The sequence below is a fragment of the Pseudoroseomonas sp. WGS1072 genome (genome assembly GCF_049340465.1).
GTDB lineage: Bacteria > Pseudomonadota > Alphaproteobacteria > Acetobacterales > Acetobacteraceae > Pseudoroseomonas.
Window position 1 is genome coordinate 66,777 of the sequence record NZ_JBMPSU010000001.1, and the last position, 13,790, is coordinate 80,566.

Annotated in this window: 14 protein-coding genes; 8 read left to right on the forward strand and 6 right to left on the reverse strand. The window is 73.1% G+C overall.

What is annotated here, in order from left to right:
* Positions 1–3: 3 nt before the first annotated feature.
* Entirely contained in the window at positions 4–522 is a 519-nt protein-coding gene (locus tag ACF3NH_RS00375) for an ankyrin repeat domain-containing protein (protein WP_198364476.1), read from the reverse strand.
* 155 nt (positions 523–677) lie between these two features.
* Here ACF3NH_RS00375 and ggt point away from each other — a divergent pair, with 155 nt between their 5' ends.
* Positions 678–2,408 carry a gamma-glutamyltransferase gene (gene ggt, locus ACF3NH_RS00380; RefSeq protein ID WP_422921457.1) on the forward strand — a complete coding sequence of 577 codons (1,731 nt, stop codon included), beginning with the start codon at positions 678–680 and terminating at the stop codon, positions 2,406–2,408.
* 69 nt (positions 2,409–2,477) lie between these two features.
* On the opposite strand, the gene ACF3NH_RS00385 is transcribed toward ggt, so the two are convergent.
* From ACF3NH_RS00385 to ACF3NH_RS00400, 4 genes are all read right to left on the reverse strand, one after another.
* Entirely contained in the window at positions 2,478–3,149 is a 672-nt protein-coding gene (locus tag ACF3NH_RS00385; RefSeq protein WP_198364475.1) for a general stress protein, read from the reverse strand.
* Positions 3,150–3,203: 54 nt separating this feature from the next.
* Positions 3,204–3,665: a PepSY domain-containing protein gene (locus ACF3NH_RS00390; protein ID WP_198364474.1), complete on the reverse strand. Its 462-nt coding sequence runs from the start codon at positions 3,663–3,665 to the stop codon at positions 3,204–3,206.
* Between the two features lie 228 nt (positions 3,666–3,893).
* A complete protein-coding gene (locus tag ACF3NH_RS00395; RefSeq protein WP_198364473.1) occupies positions 3,894–4,133 on the reverse strand; it encodes a hypothetical protein in 240 nt (79 codons plus the stop codon).
* A 99-nt stretch (positions 4,134–4,232) separates the two neighbouring features.
* A complete protein-coding gene (locus ACF3NH_RS00400; RefSeq protein WP_422921458.1) occupies positions 4,233–5,306 on the reverse strand; it encodes a tartrate dehydrogenase in 1,074 nt (357 codons plus the stop codon).
* Positions 5,307–5,488: 182 nt separating this feature from the next.
* Between ACF3NH_RS00400 and ACF3NH_RS00405 the strand changes: the two genes are divergently transcribed.
* Positions 5,489–5,941 carry a MarR family winged helix-turn-helix transcriptional regulator gene (locus tag ACF3NH_RS00405; RefSeq protein ID WP_422921459.1) on the forward strand — a complete coding sequence of 151 codons (453 nt, stop codon included), beginning with the start codon at positions 5,489–5,491 and terminating at the stop codon, positions 5,939–5,941.
* Entirely contained in the window at positions 5,938–7,155 is a 1,218-nt protein-coding gene (locus ACF3NH_RS00410; protein ID WP_422921460.1) for a Bcr/CflA family efflux MFS transporter, read from the forward strand. The genes ACF3NH_RS00405 and ACF3NH_RS00410 overlap by 4 nt, the downstream gene beginning before the upstream one ends.
* A 22-nt stretch (positions 7,156–7,177) precedes the next feature.
* Here ACF3NH_RS00410 and ACF3NH_RS00415 read toward each other — a convergent pair whose 3' ends face one another.
* Complete coding sequence (locus ACF3NH_RS00415) at positions 7,178–8,110, reverse strand: mitochondrial fission ELM1 family protein (RefSeq protein ID WP_422921461.1); 933 nt, start codon at positions 8,108–8,110, stop codon at positions 7,178–7,180.
* Between the two features lie 51 nt (positions 8,111–8,161).
* On the opposite strand from ACF3NH_RS00415, the gene ACF3NH_RS00420 reads away from it, so the two are divergent.
* From ACF3NH_RS00420 to ACF3NH_RS00440, 5 genes are all read left to right on the forward strand, one after another.
* Positions 8,162–8,887 (forward strand): orotate phosphoribosyltransferase, encoded by a 726-nt coding sequence (locus ACF3NH_RS00420; RefSeq protein WP_198364468.1) that lies wholly within the window; start codon positions 8,162–8,164, stop codon positions 8,885–8,887.
* A 92-nt stretch (positions 8,888–8,979) separates the two neighbouring features.
* A complete protein-coding gene (locus tag ACF3NH_RS00425; protein ID WP_198364467.1) occupies positions 8,980–10,317 on the forward strand; it encodes an Nramp family divalent metal transporter in 1,338 nt (445 codons plus the stop codon).
* Between the two features lie 51 nt (positions 10,318–10,368).
* Positions 10,369–12,033, forward strand: coding sequence for a peptide ABC transporter substrate-binding protein (locus tag ACF3NH_RS00430; protein WP_422921462.1), 1,665 nt, complete (start codon positions 10,369–10,371; stop codon positions 12,031–12,033).
* Positions 12,018–12,959 (forward strand): ABC transporter permease, encoded by a 942-nt coding sequence (locus ACF3NH_RS00435; RefSeq protein WP_422921463.1) that lies wholly within the window; start codon positions 12,018–12,020, stop codon positions 12,957–12,959. Before ACF3NH_RS00430 ends, ACF3NH_RS00435 begins: the two co-directional genes overlap by 16 nt.
* Complete coding sequence (locus tag ACF3NH_RS00440; RefSeq protein ID WP_422921464.1) at positions 12,956–13,783, forward strand: ABC transporter permease; 828 nt, start codon at positions 12,956–12,958, stop codon at positions 13,781–13,783. The genes ACF3NH_RS00435 and ACF3NH_RS00440 overlap by 4 nt, the downstream gene beginning before the upstream one ends.
* Positions 13,784–13,790 lie beyond the last annotated feature (7 nt).

Sequence of the window (13,790 nt, forward strand, 5' to 3'; positions counted from 1 at the left end):
GCCTCAGCCCGCGCCGGTCCCCCCTTCCAGCAGGGCGATGGCGTCCGACGCCCCCATGGCACGCGCCGCATCCATCGCCGTGTTGCCCATCGCGTCCCGCGCGGCGGGATCGGCTCCGTGCTCGAGGAGCAGCCGCATCATGTCGAGGCGGTTGAACATGGCGGCGACCATCAGCGGTGTCCGCCCGTCCGGCCCGCTGCCATCGACCGCCGCGCCATGCCGCAGGAGGTGCCGCACGATCGGCTCGTAGCCCTTGAACACCGCGCCGGTCAGGGGCGATTGGCCCCGGTCGTTCAGCAGGTCCGCATCGGCCCCGTGATGCAACAGGGTCTGCACCACCGCCTCCTGGCCATGGTAGGAGGCCAGCATCAGCAGGCTGTCGCCCTTGTCATTGCACAGATTGGGCGGAAGTCCGGCAGCGAGAACCTCCGTCAGCTCGTGCGCCCTGCCCTCGCGCGCGGCCTGGAAGACCCGCCCCGCGAAGGCGATCGTCTCTGCGTCCGGCTCCTCATTCCGGCCCATCTCTGTCCCTCCTGTTCCGTCCATCATGGTCACATCTCGCGGTCCTGGACTGTAAACGGTAAGGCGGAGGCAAGAGTTCCGTCACGCGGCGCGGCGGCTGGACAATCCGCCTGCCCGGCGCAAGCTGGCCATTCCGGCAATGGAGGAGCAGCGCCTTGAACCCTTGTCCAACCGGCCCGGCCTGGCGGCAGCGCGCCGGCAGCCCCTTCTCCTGCGAGAAGCGCCCTGCCCTGGCCAGCAGGGGCATGGTCGTGACCAACCATCCGGTGGCCTCGGCGGCCGGCGCGGAGATGCTGCTGTCCGGCGGCAACGCCATCGACGCCGCCATCGCCGCCCTGTTCACCCTGACGGTGGTGGAGCCGATGATGGTGGGGCCGCTGGGCGGCGGCCTGGCGCATCTGCGCCTGGCGGACGAGCGCCACCTCGTGCTGGACGGCCTCTCCACCGCGCCCGCCGCCGCGCGGCCGGACCTCTACCGCCCCGTCTCCGACCGGCTGCCGGACTATCAGGAAACCGAGGGCCGGGCGAACGCGGTGGGCATCCTGGCGATGGGCGTGCCCGGGGCGCTGGCCGGCTGGTGCCGCGCGCTGGCGGAGCATGGCAGCCTGCCGCTGGCCGAGGTGGTCCGCCCGGCCATCCGGGCCGCCGCCGAGGGCTTTCGTGTCACCGCCTATCTGACGGGCGCCATCGGCGATGCCGCGGCCGACCTGGCGCGCGACCCCGGCCTCGCCGCCACCTTCCTGCCGGATGGCGCCCCGGTGGCCCCCGGAACCCTGCTGCGTCAGCCGGAGCTGGCGGAATCCCTGCGCCTGATCGGCGAGCGGGGGCCGGCGGCCCTGTATGGCGGCGAGCTGGGACGGGCGCTGGTGGCGCACATGGCGGCGGAAGGCGGCCTGATCGGCGCGGGTGATCTCGACACCTATGCGGTGGTCGAGCGCCAGCCGGTCATCGGCCACTACCGCGGCTTCGAGATCCTGGCGCCGCCGCCCCCGTCCTCCTCCGGCGTCCACATGACGCAGATGCTGAACGTGCTGGAGGGCTTCGACCTCGCCGCCTCGGGCTCCGGCAGCACCGCGACCATCCACCTGCTGGCCGAGGCGCTGAAGCTGGCCTTCGCCGACCGTGGCGTCGCGACGGCGGACCCCGCCTTCATCGAGGTGCCGGTGCAGCGGCTGACCAGCAAGGCCTACGCGGCCGAGCGCCGTGCCCTGCTGCGGCGCGACGCGGCGCGGGACTGGTCACCCGGCATTGCCGCCGGCCGGCCGATCGGCGCGGGCGGGCGGGAATCGCCCAACACGACCCATGTCACGGTGGCCGACGCGGCGGGAAACATCGTCGCCACCACGCAGACGATCAACAGCCTGTTCGGCGCCCGCTTCTCCGTCCCCGGCACCGGGCTGATCGCCAACAACTACATGTTCAACTTCGACCCGCACCCCGGCCTGGCGCTCTCCGTGGCGCCGGGCAAGCGGGTCTTCACCTCCATGGCACCGACCATCGTCCGGCGCGAGGGCAGGCCGGTCTTCGCCCTGGGCCTGCCGGGCGGCCTCCGCATCTTCGGCTCCGCCATGCAGGCCGTGATCAACCTCATCGACCACGGGATGGACCTGCAGGACGCCGTGGAGGCGCCGCGCATCTGGACGAACGGGCATACGCTGGAGCTGGAACCAAACGTGGCGGCGGAACTGGATACACCTCTCGCCGCTCTCGGCCACCGTGTGCAGCGGGTGAAGCACATCGGCGGCGGCATGGGCGCGATCCGCTTCCATGCCGATGGCATGCTGGAGGGTGCCGCCTGCTGGCGCGCCGATGGCACGCCGGTCGGAATCTCGGGCGGTCTGGCCCGGCCCGACGTTCGCTTCGATCCGGATACGGGACGGCGCTGACCCTGGGATCGCCGCAACGGACTGAGGGGGCCTCGCGGCCCCCCCGTTTCTCGGCCCGGCAGGCCTGTATCAGATCCGCCGGTCGGACGGCGTGGTGCCGGGCACGGTCGGGTCCACGGCGGCGCCGATGCCGCCCGGAGGGCTGACCGCCGGCCGGCCGGTGCCTTCCGGCGGCATGTCCTCCTCGTAGCCACGCCAGCCGCTCTCGCGGTAGCTGGCCTCGCGGCCGGCGATGTCGACCGGGTTGTGGCGATTGAGGATGGCGATGGCTTCCGCCTCCCGCTCCTCCGGCGCGTGCACCGTCACCATGCTGCCGCCCCGGCGGATGCCCTCGGCATAGACCGGCGCCTCGGATTCGCTGACGCCCGCGCCGGTCAGCGCGCCGATGGCGCCGCCGGCCGCCGCGCCGGCACCCGCACCGGTCAGAGCCGCCACCAGCGCACCGGCCGCGACGATCGGGCCGAGCCCTGGGATCGCCAGCGCACCGAGGCCGGCCGCGAGCCCCGCGCCGCCGCCCACCAGCGTGCCGAGGGTGGCGCCGATACCGGCCCCGGACTTGGTCTCGCCCTCGGTTTCCTGATGGGTGGAGGCAGTACGGGTGGCGGCGGTCGTGTCATCCCGGTGGTCACTGGAGACGATGCCGATATCGTCATGCGAGAATCCGGCCGCCTCGAGGTCCCGCAACGCGGCCTGGGCGTGGTCGCGGGTGTCGTAGAGCCGGGTGATGGTCTTCTGGGCCATGGGAGTCCCCTTTCCTGACGGAGATGCGCGGGCGGCCCTTGCCGCCCCTCGTGCTCAGCGAGCGGGTGCGTTCCCGGTCACCACGTTGCCCTGGAAGTCCAGGCCGACATCGGTTCTCTGGCCGTTGCGCATCGCCCTGCCACGCCAGACGCCCTGGTCATCCTTCCGCAGTTCCTGGACATCCGTGTAGCCGGCGTCCTCGAGGCGGCTGCGGGCCTGGCCTTCGGTGAAGCTGTTGGCGCCCGCCGTTGGCGTGGCGGTCGTGGGCGGGCTGGACCGCTCCTCGCTACGCGGCGCCGCCGTCGTCGCCGGGGGCGTGGTGGCGGCCGGCGGCGCGGCCGTGCCGGGCGTCCCCTGCTGCATGCTCGTGCCGCCACCGCCCGGTGCGGCGGGCGAGCCCACCGTGCCCTGCGGAGGCTGCGCCTGGGGGGTCTGGGACTGAGGAGAGGTCTGGGCCATGGCCGCCGGAGCGGCCATCAGGCCGGCGACGAGCGCGAGGGCCGTCTTCATGCGCATGTGTGGCTTCCCTGTTGTCCAGGCGGTTCTAAGTCCGCCGTGCCAGGGAATAACCACCGAGAAGGCCAATGTTTTCCGCGCTCGTGCGGAATTCCGCCGGCACCGGGCCGCGACCGGAGGCGTGGTCCTGGCGATGCCGTGGTATGGCATGAAGGAATATGGAGATGAAAAAGGCCGCCCGGAGGGCGGCCTGTCAGTCCTGGATGCCGGAAGGCCGCGCCTGGCCGCTCAGGGGCAGTCGCAGCCGTCGGTCGGGCCGGATTCGCCCCGCACCACGTGATGATCGATCCATTCGGAGACCAGCCGACGCGCCTCGCTGACCGAGGATTCGGGGTGGTGGATCCGGTACAGTGCCGTACAGGCCCGGAAGGACGACAGGTCGTCATTCCCGGTTTCCCGCAGCTCCCTGTAAGCCGTCACCACCGCCCGCTCACAGCGGCGGGTGATGTGGCTGAAGTCATTGCCCATCAGCGATCTCCTGCAGTTGCGAGACAATTGAGAATCGCTCGCAACTCATCCCGCCCGTTTTATAGGCTGATCCGCCGGGACCATCAAGGTTCCTCTCGGTCAGCCCGCGGCCGCGACGGCCTCCGCCAGCGCCTTGCCGACATCCGCGGTCGCCGCCTGCCCGCCCATGTCACGGGTGCGCGGGCCGCCCTCGGCCAGCAGCTTCTCGATGGACTCGGTGATGGCGCGCGCCGCTTCCGGCTCGCCCAGATGCTCCAGCATCATGGCGCCGGACCAGATCTGGCCGATGGGATTGCAGATATGCTTGCCGGCGATGTCGGGCGCCGAGCCATGCACCGGCTCGAACATCGAGGGATGCGCCTTCTCCGGGTTGATGTTGGCGCTGGGCGCGATGCCGATGGAGCCCGCCACCGCCGGGCCGAGATCGGAGAGGATGTCGCCGAACAGGTTGGAGCCGACCACCACGTCGAACCAGTCGGGATGCTGCACGAACTGCGCGCAGAGGATGTCGATGTGGAACTGATCGGTGGTGACGTCCGGATACTGCTTCGCCATCTCGGCGAAGCGTTCGTCCCAGTAGGGCATGGTGAAGGTGATGCCGTTCGACTTGGTGGCGCTGGTCACTTTCCTGCGCGGACGGGTGCGCGCCAGCTCGAAGGCGTATTTCATCACCCGGTCGACGCCCTTGCGGGTGAACACCGCGTCCTGCGTCACGAACTCCCGCTCGGTGCCGGCGAACATCTTCCCGCCCGAGGATGAGTATTCGCCCTCGGTGTTCTCGCGCACCACGTAGAAGTCGATCTCGGCCGGTGTGCGGTTGGCCAGCGGCGTCTTGCAGCCCGGCATCAGCTTGCAGGGACGCAGGCTGATATACTGGTCGAATTCGCGCCGGATCGGGATCAGAAGGCCCCAGAGCGAGACATGGTCCGGCACGCCGGGCCAGCCGACCGCGCCCAGGAACACGCTGTCGCTCTCCCGCAGCCGGTCGATGCCGTCCTCGGGCATCATGCGGCCGGTCTTCTGATAGGTCTCGCAGGACCAGTCGTAGTGATCGAGCTTCAGCTCGAAGCCGAAGCGCCGGGCCGCGGCATCCAGCACCCGCAACCCCTCCGGCACGGTTTCCTTGCCGATGCCATCCCCGGGCACGACGGCGATTCGATAGGAGCGGGACATGGACGATCCTCAGACGATGGTTGGCGGATGCGCCGGAGGATGGCCGCCGCTCCGCCCCCGGGCAAGCGGCCCCGAGGAAAGACCCTGGGGAAAGACCCCGAGGAGAGATCCCAAGGGAGGCGGGAAGATTGTATCACAATAGTTGATATGCCATCTATTGGCCCGCGATCCTGGAGGCCGCCATGACGCATTCCCCCGAGCAGCTCCGCCAGGGCTTCGGCAGCCTTCTGGCGCAGACCGCGCGCCAGTGGCGCCGCTGGGCCGACAACCGCCTGCAGCGCTTCGGGCTGACCGAGGCCACCTGGCTGCCGCTGCTGCGCATCGCCCGCGCCGAGGCGCCGATGCGGCAGAAAGACCTCGCGCGCTCCCTCGCGCTGGACGGCTCCTCCGTGGTGCGGCTGGTGGATGCGCTGGAGGCGGCGGGGCTGGTCGAGCGGCGCGGCGAGGAGGGCGACCGCCGCGCCCGCGTGCTGGTGCTGACCGACCAGGGCCGCGCCACGGTCGCCCAGGTGGAGCAGGTGGCGCGGGCGGCGCGGGAGACGGCGCTCGCCGGACTCAACGAGGCGGAACTGGTCATCGCGGACCGCGTGCTGCGCCACATCGGCGCCAGGCTGGCCGCGGAGGCGGCGCCGTGACGTGGCGGCCCGGCGGATCGCCGGCGCCGCATGAGGCCGCCGCCCGCATGGCGGCACCGCGCCAGGCGCCGCTCTGGCTGCTGGCCCTGGTCACGCTCAGCGGCACGCTCGCCATGCACATCTTCATTCCCGCCCTGCCGGCCGCCGCGGCGGAGCTGCGGGCCAGCGACGGCACCATGCGGGCCACGATCAGCCTCTACATCCTCGGCCTGGCGTTCGGCCAACTGGTCTATGGCCCGGTCGCCGACCGCTTCGGCCGCCGCGTCACGCTGCTGGTGGGCCTTCTCCTCTACACCGTCTCCGGGCTGGCCGCCGCCTTCTCCGCCACCGCCACCGGCCTGATCCTGGCGCGACTGGCCCAGGCGCTCGGGGGTTGCGCCGGGCTGGTGCTGGGCCGCGCCATCGTGCGCGACACCGCCGGGCCGGAGCAGGCCGCGCGCCGCCTCGCCCTGATGAACCTGATGGTGCTGCTGGGCCCCGGCCTGGCGCCGATCCTGGGCGGCGTGCTGGCGACCGCGCTCGGCTGGCGCGCCATCTTCGGCGTGCTCTGCGCCCTCGGCCTCGCCCTGGCCCTGCTGACCTGGCGCATCCTGCCCGAGACCGGCGCCCGTGGCGCGAACACGGACCTGGCCTCGCTCGGCCGCAACTACCGCCGGCTGATCGGCTCGCGCGCCTTCCTGGGGTTCGCCCTGGGCGGGGGCTGCGCCACCACCTCCATGTACGCCTTCACCGCCTCCGCGCCCTTCATCTTCGGCGGCCAGCTGCATCGCCCGCCCGAGGAGGTCGGCGTCTATCTCGCCATCCTGATCGCCGGCGCCTGGGTGGGCAGCGCGATGACCGGGCGCCTCATCGCCCGCCTGCCGATGCAGCGCCTGATGGTGGGCGCCAACCTGCTGAGCCTGGCCGCCGCCGGCCTGCTGCTGGGCGGGGTGCTGCTGGGGCAGCTCTCGGTCCCCCTCGCCGTGGGCAGCATGTTCGTCTTCACCATGGGCGCCGGTGCCGCCTCGCCCCTGGCGCTGACCCAGGCGGTAGGCATCAACCCGGCGGTGGCGGGCTCGGCCGCCGGCCTGTTCGGCTTCGCGCAGATGGCGGTCGGCGCCCTCTGCACCTCGCTGGCCGGGCTGGGCTCCGACCCGGCGCTGACGGCCGCGCTCGTGCTCGTGGGCGCCAGCCTCGTGGCGCAGATCTCCTTCCGGGTGGCGGCGCGGTCCTGAGGCGGCCGCGGCGCCGGAGGCATCACGCCCAGCCGCGTGCCCGGATCGCCGCCGCCACCCGCCCCGCCTCGTCCAGCGGGGCGCGCGGGAAGAAGGCCACGCCGGGCGAGAGGCGCCGCGCCTGCCCGGAGTCGTAGAGGCTGCGCCAGAGGGCGCGGTGGCGCGGCGCCTCGGTGGTCTCGGCGATGAAGAGCGGCGCGCTCGTGGCCAGGGCCTCGCTCAGCATGGAGACGGAATCGCCGGTCGCCACCACCGCATCGGCCCAGGCCAGCATGCCGGCATAGGGGTTGGCGCCGGCGGCGCCCCAGCCGTGCAGCCGGTGCGGCACCGCCGCCAGGGCCGCCGCCACCGAGCCGGCCGCGGCCGCGCCGCTGCGCCGCGAGGTGGTGGCCAGCACGCTGCCGCCGAAGCCGGCCGCGGCCCGCGCCAGCTCCGCGGCGAGGTCCGGGGCCAGCCCTTCCCCCCGCACCGCGCCGCCCAGCAGCAGGGCCACCCGCGGCGCCGGCAGGCTGGCGAAGCCGGCCCATTCGGCCCGCGCCGCGGCGAGCCGTGACGGGCTGAGGCGGTGGCAGGCGCCGAGGATGGGAAACAGGTTGGGCGCCGGCCGCGGCGCGTCGTGCCGGCCGATCACCAGCAGGTCGAAATCGGCCGCGCCGAAGCCGGGCCGCATGGCATGGACGGTGCGCGCGCCCCGGCGGCGCAGCCAGCGCGCCACCGGCGCCGCCCGGCGCCCGGCCGAGAACACCAGCCCCGGCCAGGGCGGCGCCAGCCCGGCGCGGGCCTCGGCCGACAGCCCGGCCAGGCTCGGCCAGGGCAGCGGCAGCCGGGCCAGGGCGCCCCAGCCCAGCGGCAGGGTGTGGAAGGGCCGCCCGAGCCGCTCGGCCATGCCCAGCGCCTGGGCGGCGGTGCCGGCGCGGGGATCGGCCAGGACCCAGACGCGACTCGCTTCTGTCATGGACGCGCCGCCGGGCGGGCGTTACCAACCGCGGCAAAAGGAGCCCCTGTCATGTCCTCGACCCACCCTTCCGACTGGGACCGCGACGCGGCCCTCACCACCGCCCGCATCCTCCTGGAGATCAAGGCCGTCAACTTCCGGCCCGAGGAGCCCTATACCTTCACCAGCGGCTGGAAGAGCCCGGTCTATATCGACTGCCGCAAGATCATCTCCTTCCCCCGCGCCCGCAACCGCATCGTCGAGCTGGCGGTGGAGAAGATCGGCCGCCACATCGGCTACGAGACGATCGAGGCGGTGACGGGCGGCGAGACCGCCGGCATCCCCTACGCCGCCTGGATCGCCGACCGGATGATGGCGCCGATGTCCTATGTCCGGAAGAAGCCCAAGGGCTTCGGCCGCAACGCCCAGATCGAGGGCGACGTGCCGGAGGGCAAGCAGACCCTGCTGGTCGAGGACCTGACGACGGACGGCGCCAGCAAGATCCGCTTCGCCCAGGCGCTGCGCGACGCCGGCGCCATCTGCGACCACACCTTCGTCGTCTTCTTCTACGGCGTCTTCCCCGGCGGGCAGGAGAAGCTGAAGGAGATCAACCTCAACCTGCTGCATCTCGCCACCTGGTGGGACGTGCTCGAGGTCTGCCGCGAGAGGCCCTACTTCTCCGAGGCGGCGCTGAAGGAGGTGCGGCGCTTCCTGGAGGATCCGGTGGAGTGGAGCCGGGCGCGCGGCGGTGTCGGCAGCCTGGCGGAGGCGGAGGCCTACAAGGCCAAGGCCGGCTGAGGCCGCGGCGGCCCCGGCCCGCGTATCGCAGCCGGGCGCTTGATTGTAGCTCCGGCTACAGGCTCAATGCGCGCCATGCTCCGCCTTTCCGCATGGTCCTCCCGGCGGCGCCGGGCGCACCGCCCGTGACCGACCGGCACGGCGCCCCGCGCAGCCTGACCGAGATCCACCGCAGCGTGGCCGTGCCGCTCGGCGCCGGCTGGCTGCGGCGCCTGCTGGCCTTCATCGGCCCGGGGTACATGGTGGCGGTGGGCTACATGGATCCGGGCAACTGGGCCACCGCCATCGCCGGCGGCTCGGCCTTCGGCTACACGCTGCTCTCGGTCGCCCTGCTGTCCTCGCTGATGGCCATGCTGCTGCAGGCGATCTGCGCCCGCATCGGCATCGCCACGGGGCGCGACCTCGCCCAGCTCTGCCGCGAACGCTTCCCGAAGGCCGTCGCCATCCCGCTCTGGCTGCTGGCGGAGCTGGCGATCTGCGCCACCGACCTGGCCGAGGTGATCGGCACCGCCATCGCCCTGCAGCTGCTCTTCGGCCTGCCGCTGCTGGAGGGCGTGATCCTGACCGTGCTCGACACCTTCCTGATCCTCTGGCTGCAGCACAAGGGGGTGCGCTGGCTGGAGGCCTTCGTCATCGGCCTGATCGCGCTGATCGCCCTCTGCTTCCTGGCGCAGCTGGCGCTGGCCGACCCGGACTGGGGCGCCGTGCTGCGCGGCTACCTGCCCTCCGCCTCGATCGTCGCGGATTCCCGCCAGCTCTACCTGGCCCTCGGCATCCTCGGCGCCACGGTGATGCCGCACAACCTCTACCTGCACACCGCCATCGTGCAGTCGCGCGCCGCTGGCGAGGATCTCGCCGGCAAGCGGGAGGCGATCCGCTTCGCCAGCATCGACAGCAGCGTGGCGCTGACCCTGGCCCTGCTGATCAACTCCGCCATCCTGATCGTCGCCGCCGCCGCCTTCCATGTGCGGGGACAGACCGGGATCGCCGAGATCGGCGAGGCGCATGCCATGCTGGCGCCGCTGCTCGGCGCGGCGGCGCCGGTCTTCTTCGCCGTGGCGCTGCTCTGCTGCGGGCTGAACTCCACCGTCACCGCCACCATCGCCGGCCAGGTGGTGATGGAGGGCTTCCTGCGCATCCGCCTGCCCCCCGCGCTTCGCCGGCTGGTGACGCGCTTGATCGCCGTCGTGCCGGCGGTGCTCGTCACCTGGCATTATGGCGAGCGCGGCACGGCCGAGCTGCTGGTGCTCTCGCAGGTGGTGCTCTCGCTGCAGCTGCCCTTCGCCGCCATCCCGCTGATGCTCTTCGCGGGGGACCGCCGGCGGCTCGGCGCGCTGGTCACACCGGTCTGGCAGCTCGCCCTGGGCTGGGCGGCCACGGCGCTGATCGTGGGGCTGAACCTGCTGCTGCTGCGGGAAGCCTTCGGATAGGCCGGGTTTTGCCCTACCGCGCCGCGGCATGAGCCGGCATCATCCCGGCCCATGCGCCACTGCCTCGCCGCCACCCTCGCCCTGTTCGCCCCCGGCCTGACCCTGGCGGATGCCGCCGCCCAGCCGCGCCGCGACAGCCTGACCATCGGCCTCAGCCAGTATCCGGGCAACTTCCACCCCAACATCGAGAACATGGCGGCCAAGGCCTATCTCCTCGGCTTCGCGCTGCGCCCCGTCACCGCCTATGACGCCGACTGGCAGCAGGGCTGCCTCGCCTGCACCCGGCTGCCGAGCCTGGAGAACGGGCAGGCGGTGCTGGAGACGACGCCGGATGGCCGGCCTGGCATCCGTGTCACCTGGGAGCTGCGCGCGCTGAACTGGGGCGACGGCACGCCGGTCACGGCCGAGGACATGCGCTTCGCCTGGGAGGCCGGCCGCGCCTTCGAGACCGGCTTCGGCCCGGCCGAGACCTACCGCTCCGCCTATGAGTTCAGCAGCGACGATCCCCGGCGCTTCACCATCCGCTTCGACAAGGTGACGTTCGACTATGCCGGCCTGGGCCAGTTCCAGCCGCTGCCGGCGCGCATCGAGCGGCCGCGCTGGGAGGCCGACAGGGCCGGCTACCGCACCCGCTCCGCCTACGAGACCGAGACCGCCAATCCGGCGCTCTGGAACGGCCCCTACCGCATCGCCGCGGTGCAGCCCGGCGCCGGGGTGACGCTGGAGCGCAACGCGCACTGGACCGGCCCCGCCCCCGCCTTCGACCGCATCGCCATCCGCACGGTGGAGAACACGGCGGCGCTGGAGGCGCAGCTGCTGGCCGGGCAGATCGACATGGTGGCGGGCGAGCTGGGGCTGCCCCTCGAGCAGGTCGTGGCGCTGGAGCGCCGCGCCGGCGCGCGCTTCCGCTTTGCCTACAATCCGGGCCTCACCTACGAGCATATCGACCTCAACCTGGACAACCCCCTGCTGGCCGACCGGCGGGTACGCCAGGCCCTGCTGCTCGCCGCCGACCGGGCGCAGATCGTGGCGCGCCTCTATGGCGGGCGGCAGGAGGTGGCGGCCGGGGCCGTGCATCCGCGCGATGCCGGCTACGACCCCGACACGCCCGCCTGGCCCTTCGACCCGGCGCGCGCCGCCGCCCTGCTGGAAGAGGCCGGCTGGCGCCCCGGCCCGGACGGCGTCCGCCGCAACGCCGCCGGGGACCGCCTGGCCTTCGAGCTGATGACCACCGCCGGCAACCGCTCGCGCGAGCAGGTGCAGCAGATCCTGGCCGGGATGTGGAAGGCCGTCGGCGTCGAGGCGCGGATCCGCAACGAGCCGCCCCGCGTCTTCTTCGGCGAGACGGTGAGCCGGCGCCGCTTCACCGGCGGCGCCCTCTTCGCCTGGGTCAGCAGCCCTGAGAACGTGCCGCGCAGCACCTTCCATTCCGACGAGATCCCGCGCGCCGAGCGCAACTGGTCCGGCCAGAACTACACCGGCTACCGCGACGCCGGGGTGGACGCGCTGATCGAGGCCCTGCCGCTGGAGCTGGACGCGGCGAAGCGCCGCCCGCTCTGGGCGCGGCTGCAGCGCCGCATCGCCACCGACCTGCCCGCCCTGCCGCTCTGGCACCGTTCGGACGCGCATGTCTGGCCGCTCTGGCTCGACGGCGTGCGGCCCACCGGGCACCAGAACTATTCCTCTCTCTGGGTGACGGAATGGCGGGCGCGCTGAGGCTGGCGGCGCTGCGCCTGCCGCAGATCGCCCTGACCCTGCTGCTGCTCTCGCTGGCCGCCTGGTTCGCCATCGGGCTGATGCCGGGCGACCCGGTCTCGCTCTCGCTGATGGCCGATCCCCGCCTGACCGCCGCGGACGTGGCGCGCCTGCGCGCGCTGCACGGCCTGGATCAGCCGCTGACCGAACGCTACCTGGCCTGGGGCGCGGGGCTGCTGCGCGGCGAGTTCGGCTATTCCCGCCTCTTCGCCCAGCCGGCCGTGGCGGTGCTCTGGCCGGCGCTGCTCTCCACCCTGGTGCTGGTCGGCGCCGCCGTGCTGCTGGCGGCGCTGGCCGGCACCGGCCTTGGCGCGCTGGCGGCGCTCTCCCCCCGCTGGCGCCGGCCGGTGGACCTGCTGGCCCTGCTGGCCCAGGCGGTGCCGGGCTTCTGGCTCGGCATCCTGCTGATCATCCTCTTCGCCGTGCGGCTCGGCTGGCTGCCGGCGGGGGGCCTGCCCGCGGAAGGCGAATCGCCGCTGCGCTACCTCATCCTGCCGGTCGCCACCCTGGCCTTCGGCCAGATGGCGGCCTATGCGCGCCATGCCGCCACCGCCCTCTCCGCCGAATTGCGGCGCCCCTTCATCACCAGCGCGCGGGCGCGCGGCGCCGGCGAGGGGCGCCTCCTCTGGCACCATGCCCTGCCGAACGCCGCCGTGCCCCTGCTCACGCTGCTGGCGCTCGACGCCGGCGCCCTGGTCTCCGGCGCGCTGGTGACGGAGACGCTCTTCGCCCGCCCCGGCATGGGCAAGCTGCTCTATGACGCGGTGATGGGCAATGACTACAACCTGGCCCTGCTGGCGCTGCTGCTGGTGGCGCTCGTGACCATGCTGGCCACCCTCGCCGCCGACCTGGCGCAGCGCTGGATCGATCCGAGGCTCGGCGAATGACACGGCTCCGCACCGGCCTCGCCCTGCTGAGCCTGCTGGCGCTGGCCGCGCTGGCCGCCCCCTGGGTGGCGGGCTGGCTCGGCCAGGATCCCTTCGCGCCGGACCTCTTCGCCCGCTACGCGCCGCCCTCCCCGGAGCACCCTCTGGGCGCCGACGAGCTGGGGCGCGACCTGCTGGCGCGTCTGTTCCACGGCGCCCGCGTGTCGCTGGCCGTCGGGCTGGCGGCGGCGCTGGCCTCGGCGCTGCTCGGCACGGCGGTCGGGCTGCTCGCCGCCTGGCGCGGCGGCTGGGTGGATGCCGCGCTGATGCGCCTGGCCGACGGGCTGCTGGCGCTGCCCGCGCTGCCGATCCTGGTGCTGCTGGCGGCGATCGACCCCGCCCGGCTTGGCCTGCCGCGCGGCGCGGCGGCGACCGACATGCTGCGCATCACCCTCATCCTGGTGCTGTTCGGCTGGGTGGGGGTGGCGCGGCTGGCGCGGGCCGGGGCGCTCGCCATCCTGGCCAGCGACTATGTGCGCGCCGCCCGGGCGCTGGGCGTGACCGAGGCGCGGCTGCTCTGGCGACATGTGCTGCCGGGCCTGGCCGCACCGGTCGCCGTCGCCGCGGCGCTGGCCGTCGCCGGCGCCATCCTGGCCGAGAGCGTGCTGAGCTTCCTCGGCCTGGGCATCCAGCCGCCCACCCCCTCCTGGGGCAATATGCTGGCCAACGCGCAGGAGGCGGTCTTCGCCGCGCCGCTGGCCGCGCTCTGGCCGGGCCTGGCCATCCTGCTGGCCATTGCTGGATGCTCCCTGGTGGCCGACGGTATCGCCCGCGACAAACACTGAGGGGGAG

Excerpts from the sequence above, each read along its gene's own strand:
- ACF3NH_RS00390 (WP_198364474.1), bottom strand. The coding sequence starts at position 3,665 with ATGCGCATGAAGACGGCCCTCGCGCTCGTCGCCGGCCTGATGGCCGCT.
- ACF3NH_RS00425 (WP_198364467.1), top strand. The coding sequence starts at position 8,980 with ATGGTCCTCCCGGCGGCGCCGGGCGCACCGCCCGTGACCGACCGGCAC.
- ACF3NH_RS00405 (WP_422921459.1), top strand. The coding sequence starts at position 5,489 with ATGACGCATTCCCCCGAGCAGCTCCGCCAGGGCTTCGGCAGCCTTCTG.
- ACF3NH_RS00420 (WP_198364468.1), top strand. The coding sequence starts at position 8,162 with ATGTCCTCGACCCACCCTTCCGACTGGGACCGCGACGCGGCCCTCACC.
- ACF3NH_RS00375 (WP_198364476.1), bottom strand. The coding sequence starts at position 522 with ATGGGCCGGAATGAGGAGCCGGACGCAGAGACGATCGCCTTCGCGGGG.
- ACF3NH_RS00440 (WP_422921464.1), top strand. The coding sequence starts at position 12,956 with ATGACACGGCTCCGCACCGGCCTCGCCCTGCTGAGCCTGCTGGCGCTG.
- ACF3NH_RS00395 (WP_198364473.1), bottom strand. The coding sequence starts at position 4,133 with ATGGGCAATGACTTCAGCCACATCACCCGCCGCTGTGAGCGGGCGGTG.
- ACF3NH_RS00400 (WP_422921458.1), bottom strand. The coding sequence starts at position 5,306 with ATGTCCCGCTCCTATCGAATCGCCGTCGTGCCCGGGGATGGCATCGGC.
- ACF3NH_RS00385 (WP_198364475.1), bottom strand. The coding sequence starts at position 3,149 with ATGGCCCAGAAGACCATCACCCGGCTCTACGACACCCGCGACCACGCC.
- ACF3NH_RS00435 (WP_422921463.1), top strand. The coding sequence starts at position 12,018 with ATGGCGGGCGCGCTGAGGCTGGCGGCGCTGCGCCTGCCGCAGATCGCC.
- ACF3NH_RS00430 (WP_422921462.1), top strand. The coding sequence starts at position 10,369 with ATGCGCCACTGCCTCGCCGCCACCCTCGCCCTGTTCGCCCCCGGCCTG.
- ACF3NH_RS00415 (WP_422921461.1), bottom strand. The coding sequence starts at position 8,110 with ATGACAGAAGCGAGTCGCGTCTGGGTCCTGGCCGATCCCCGCGCCGGC.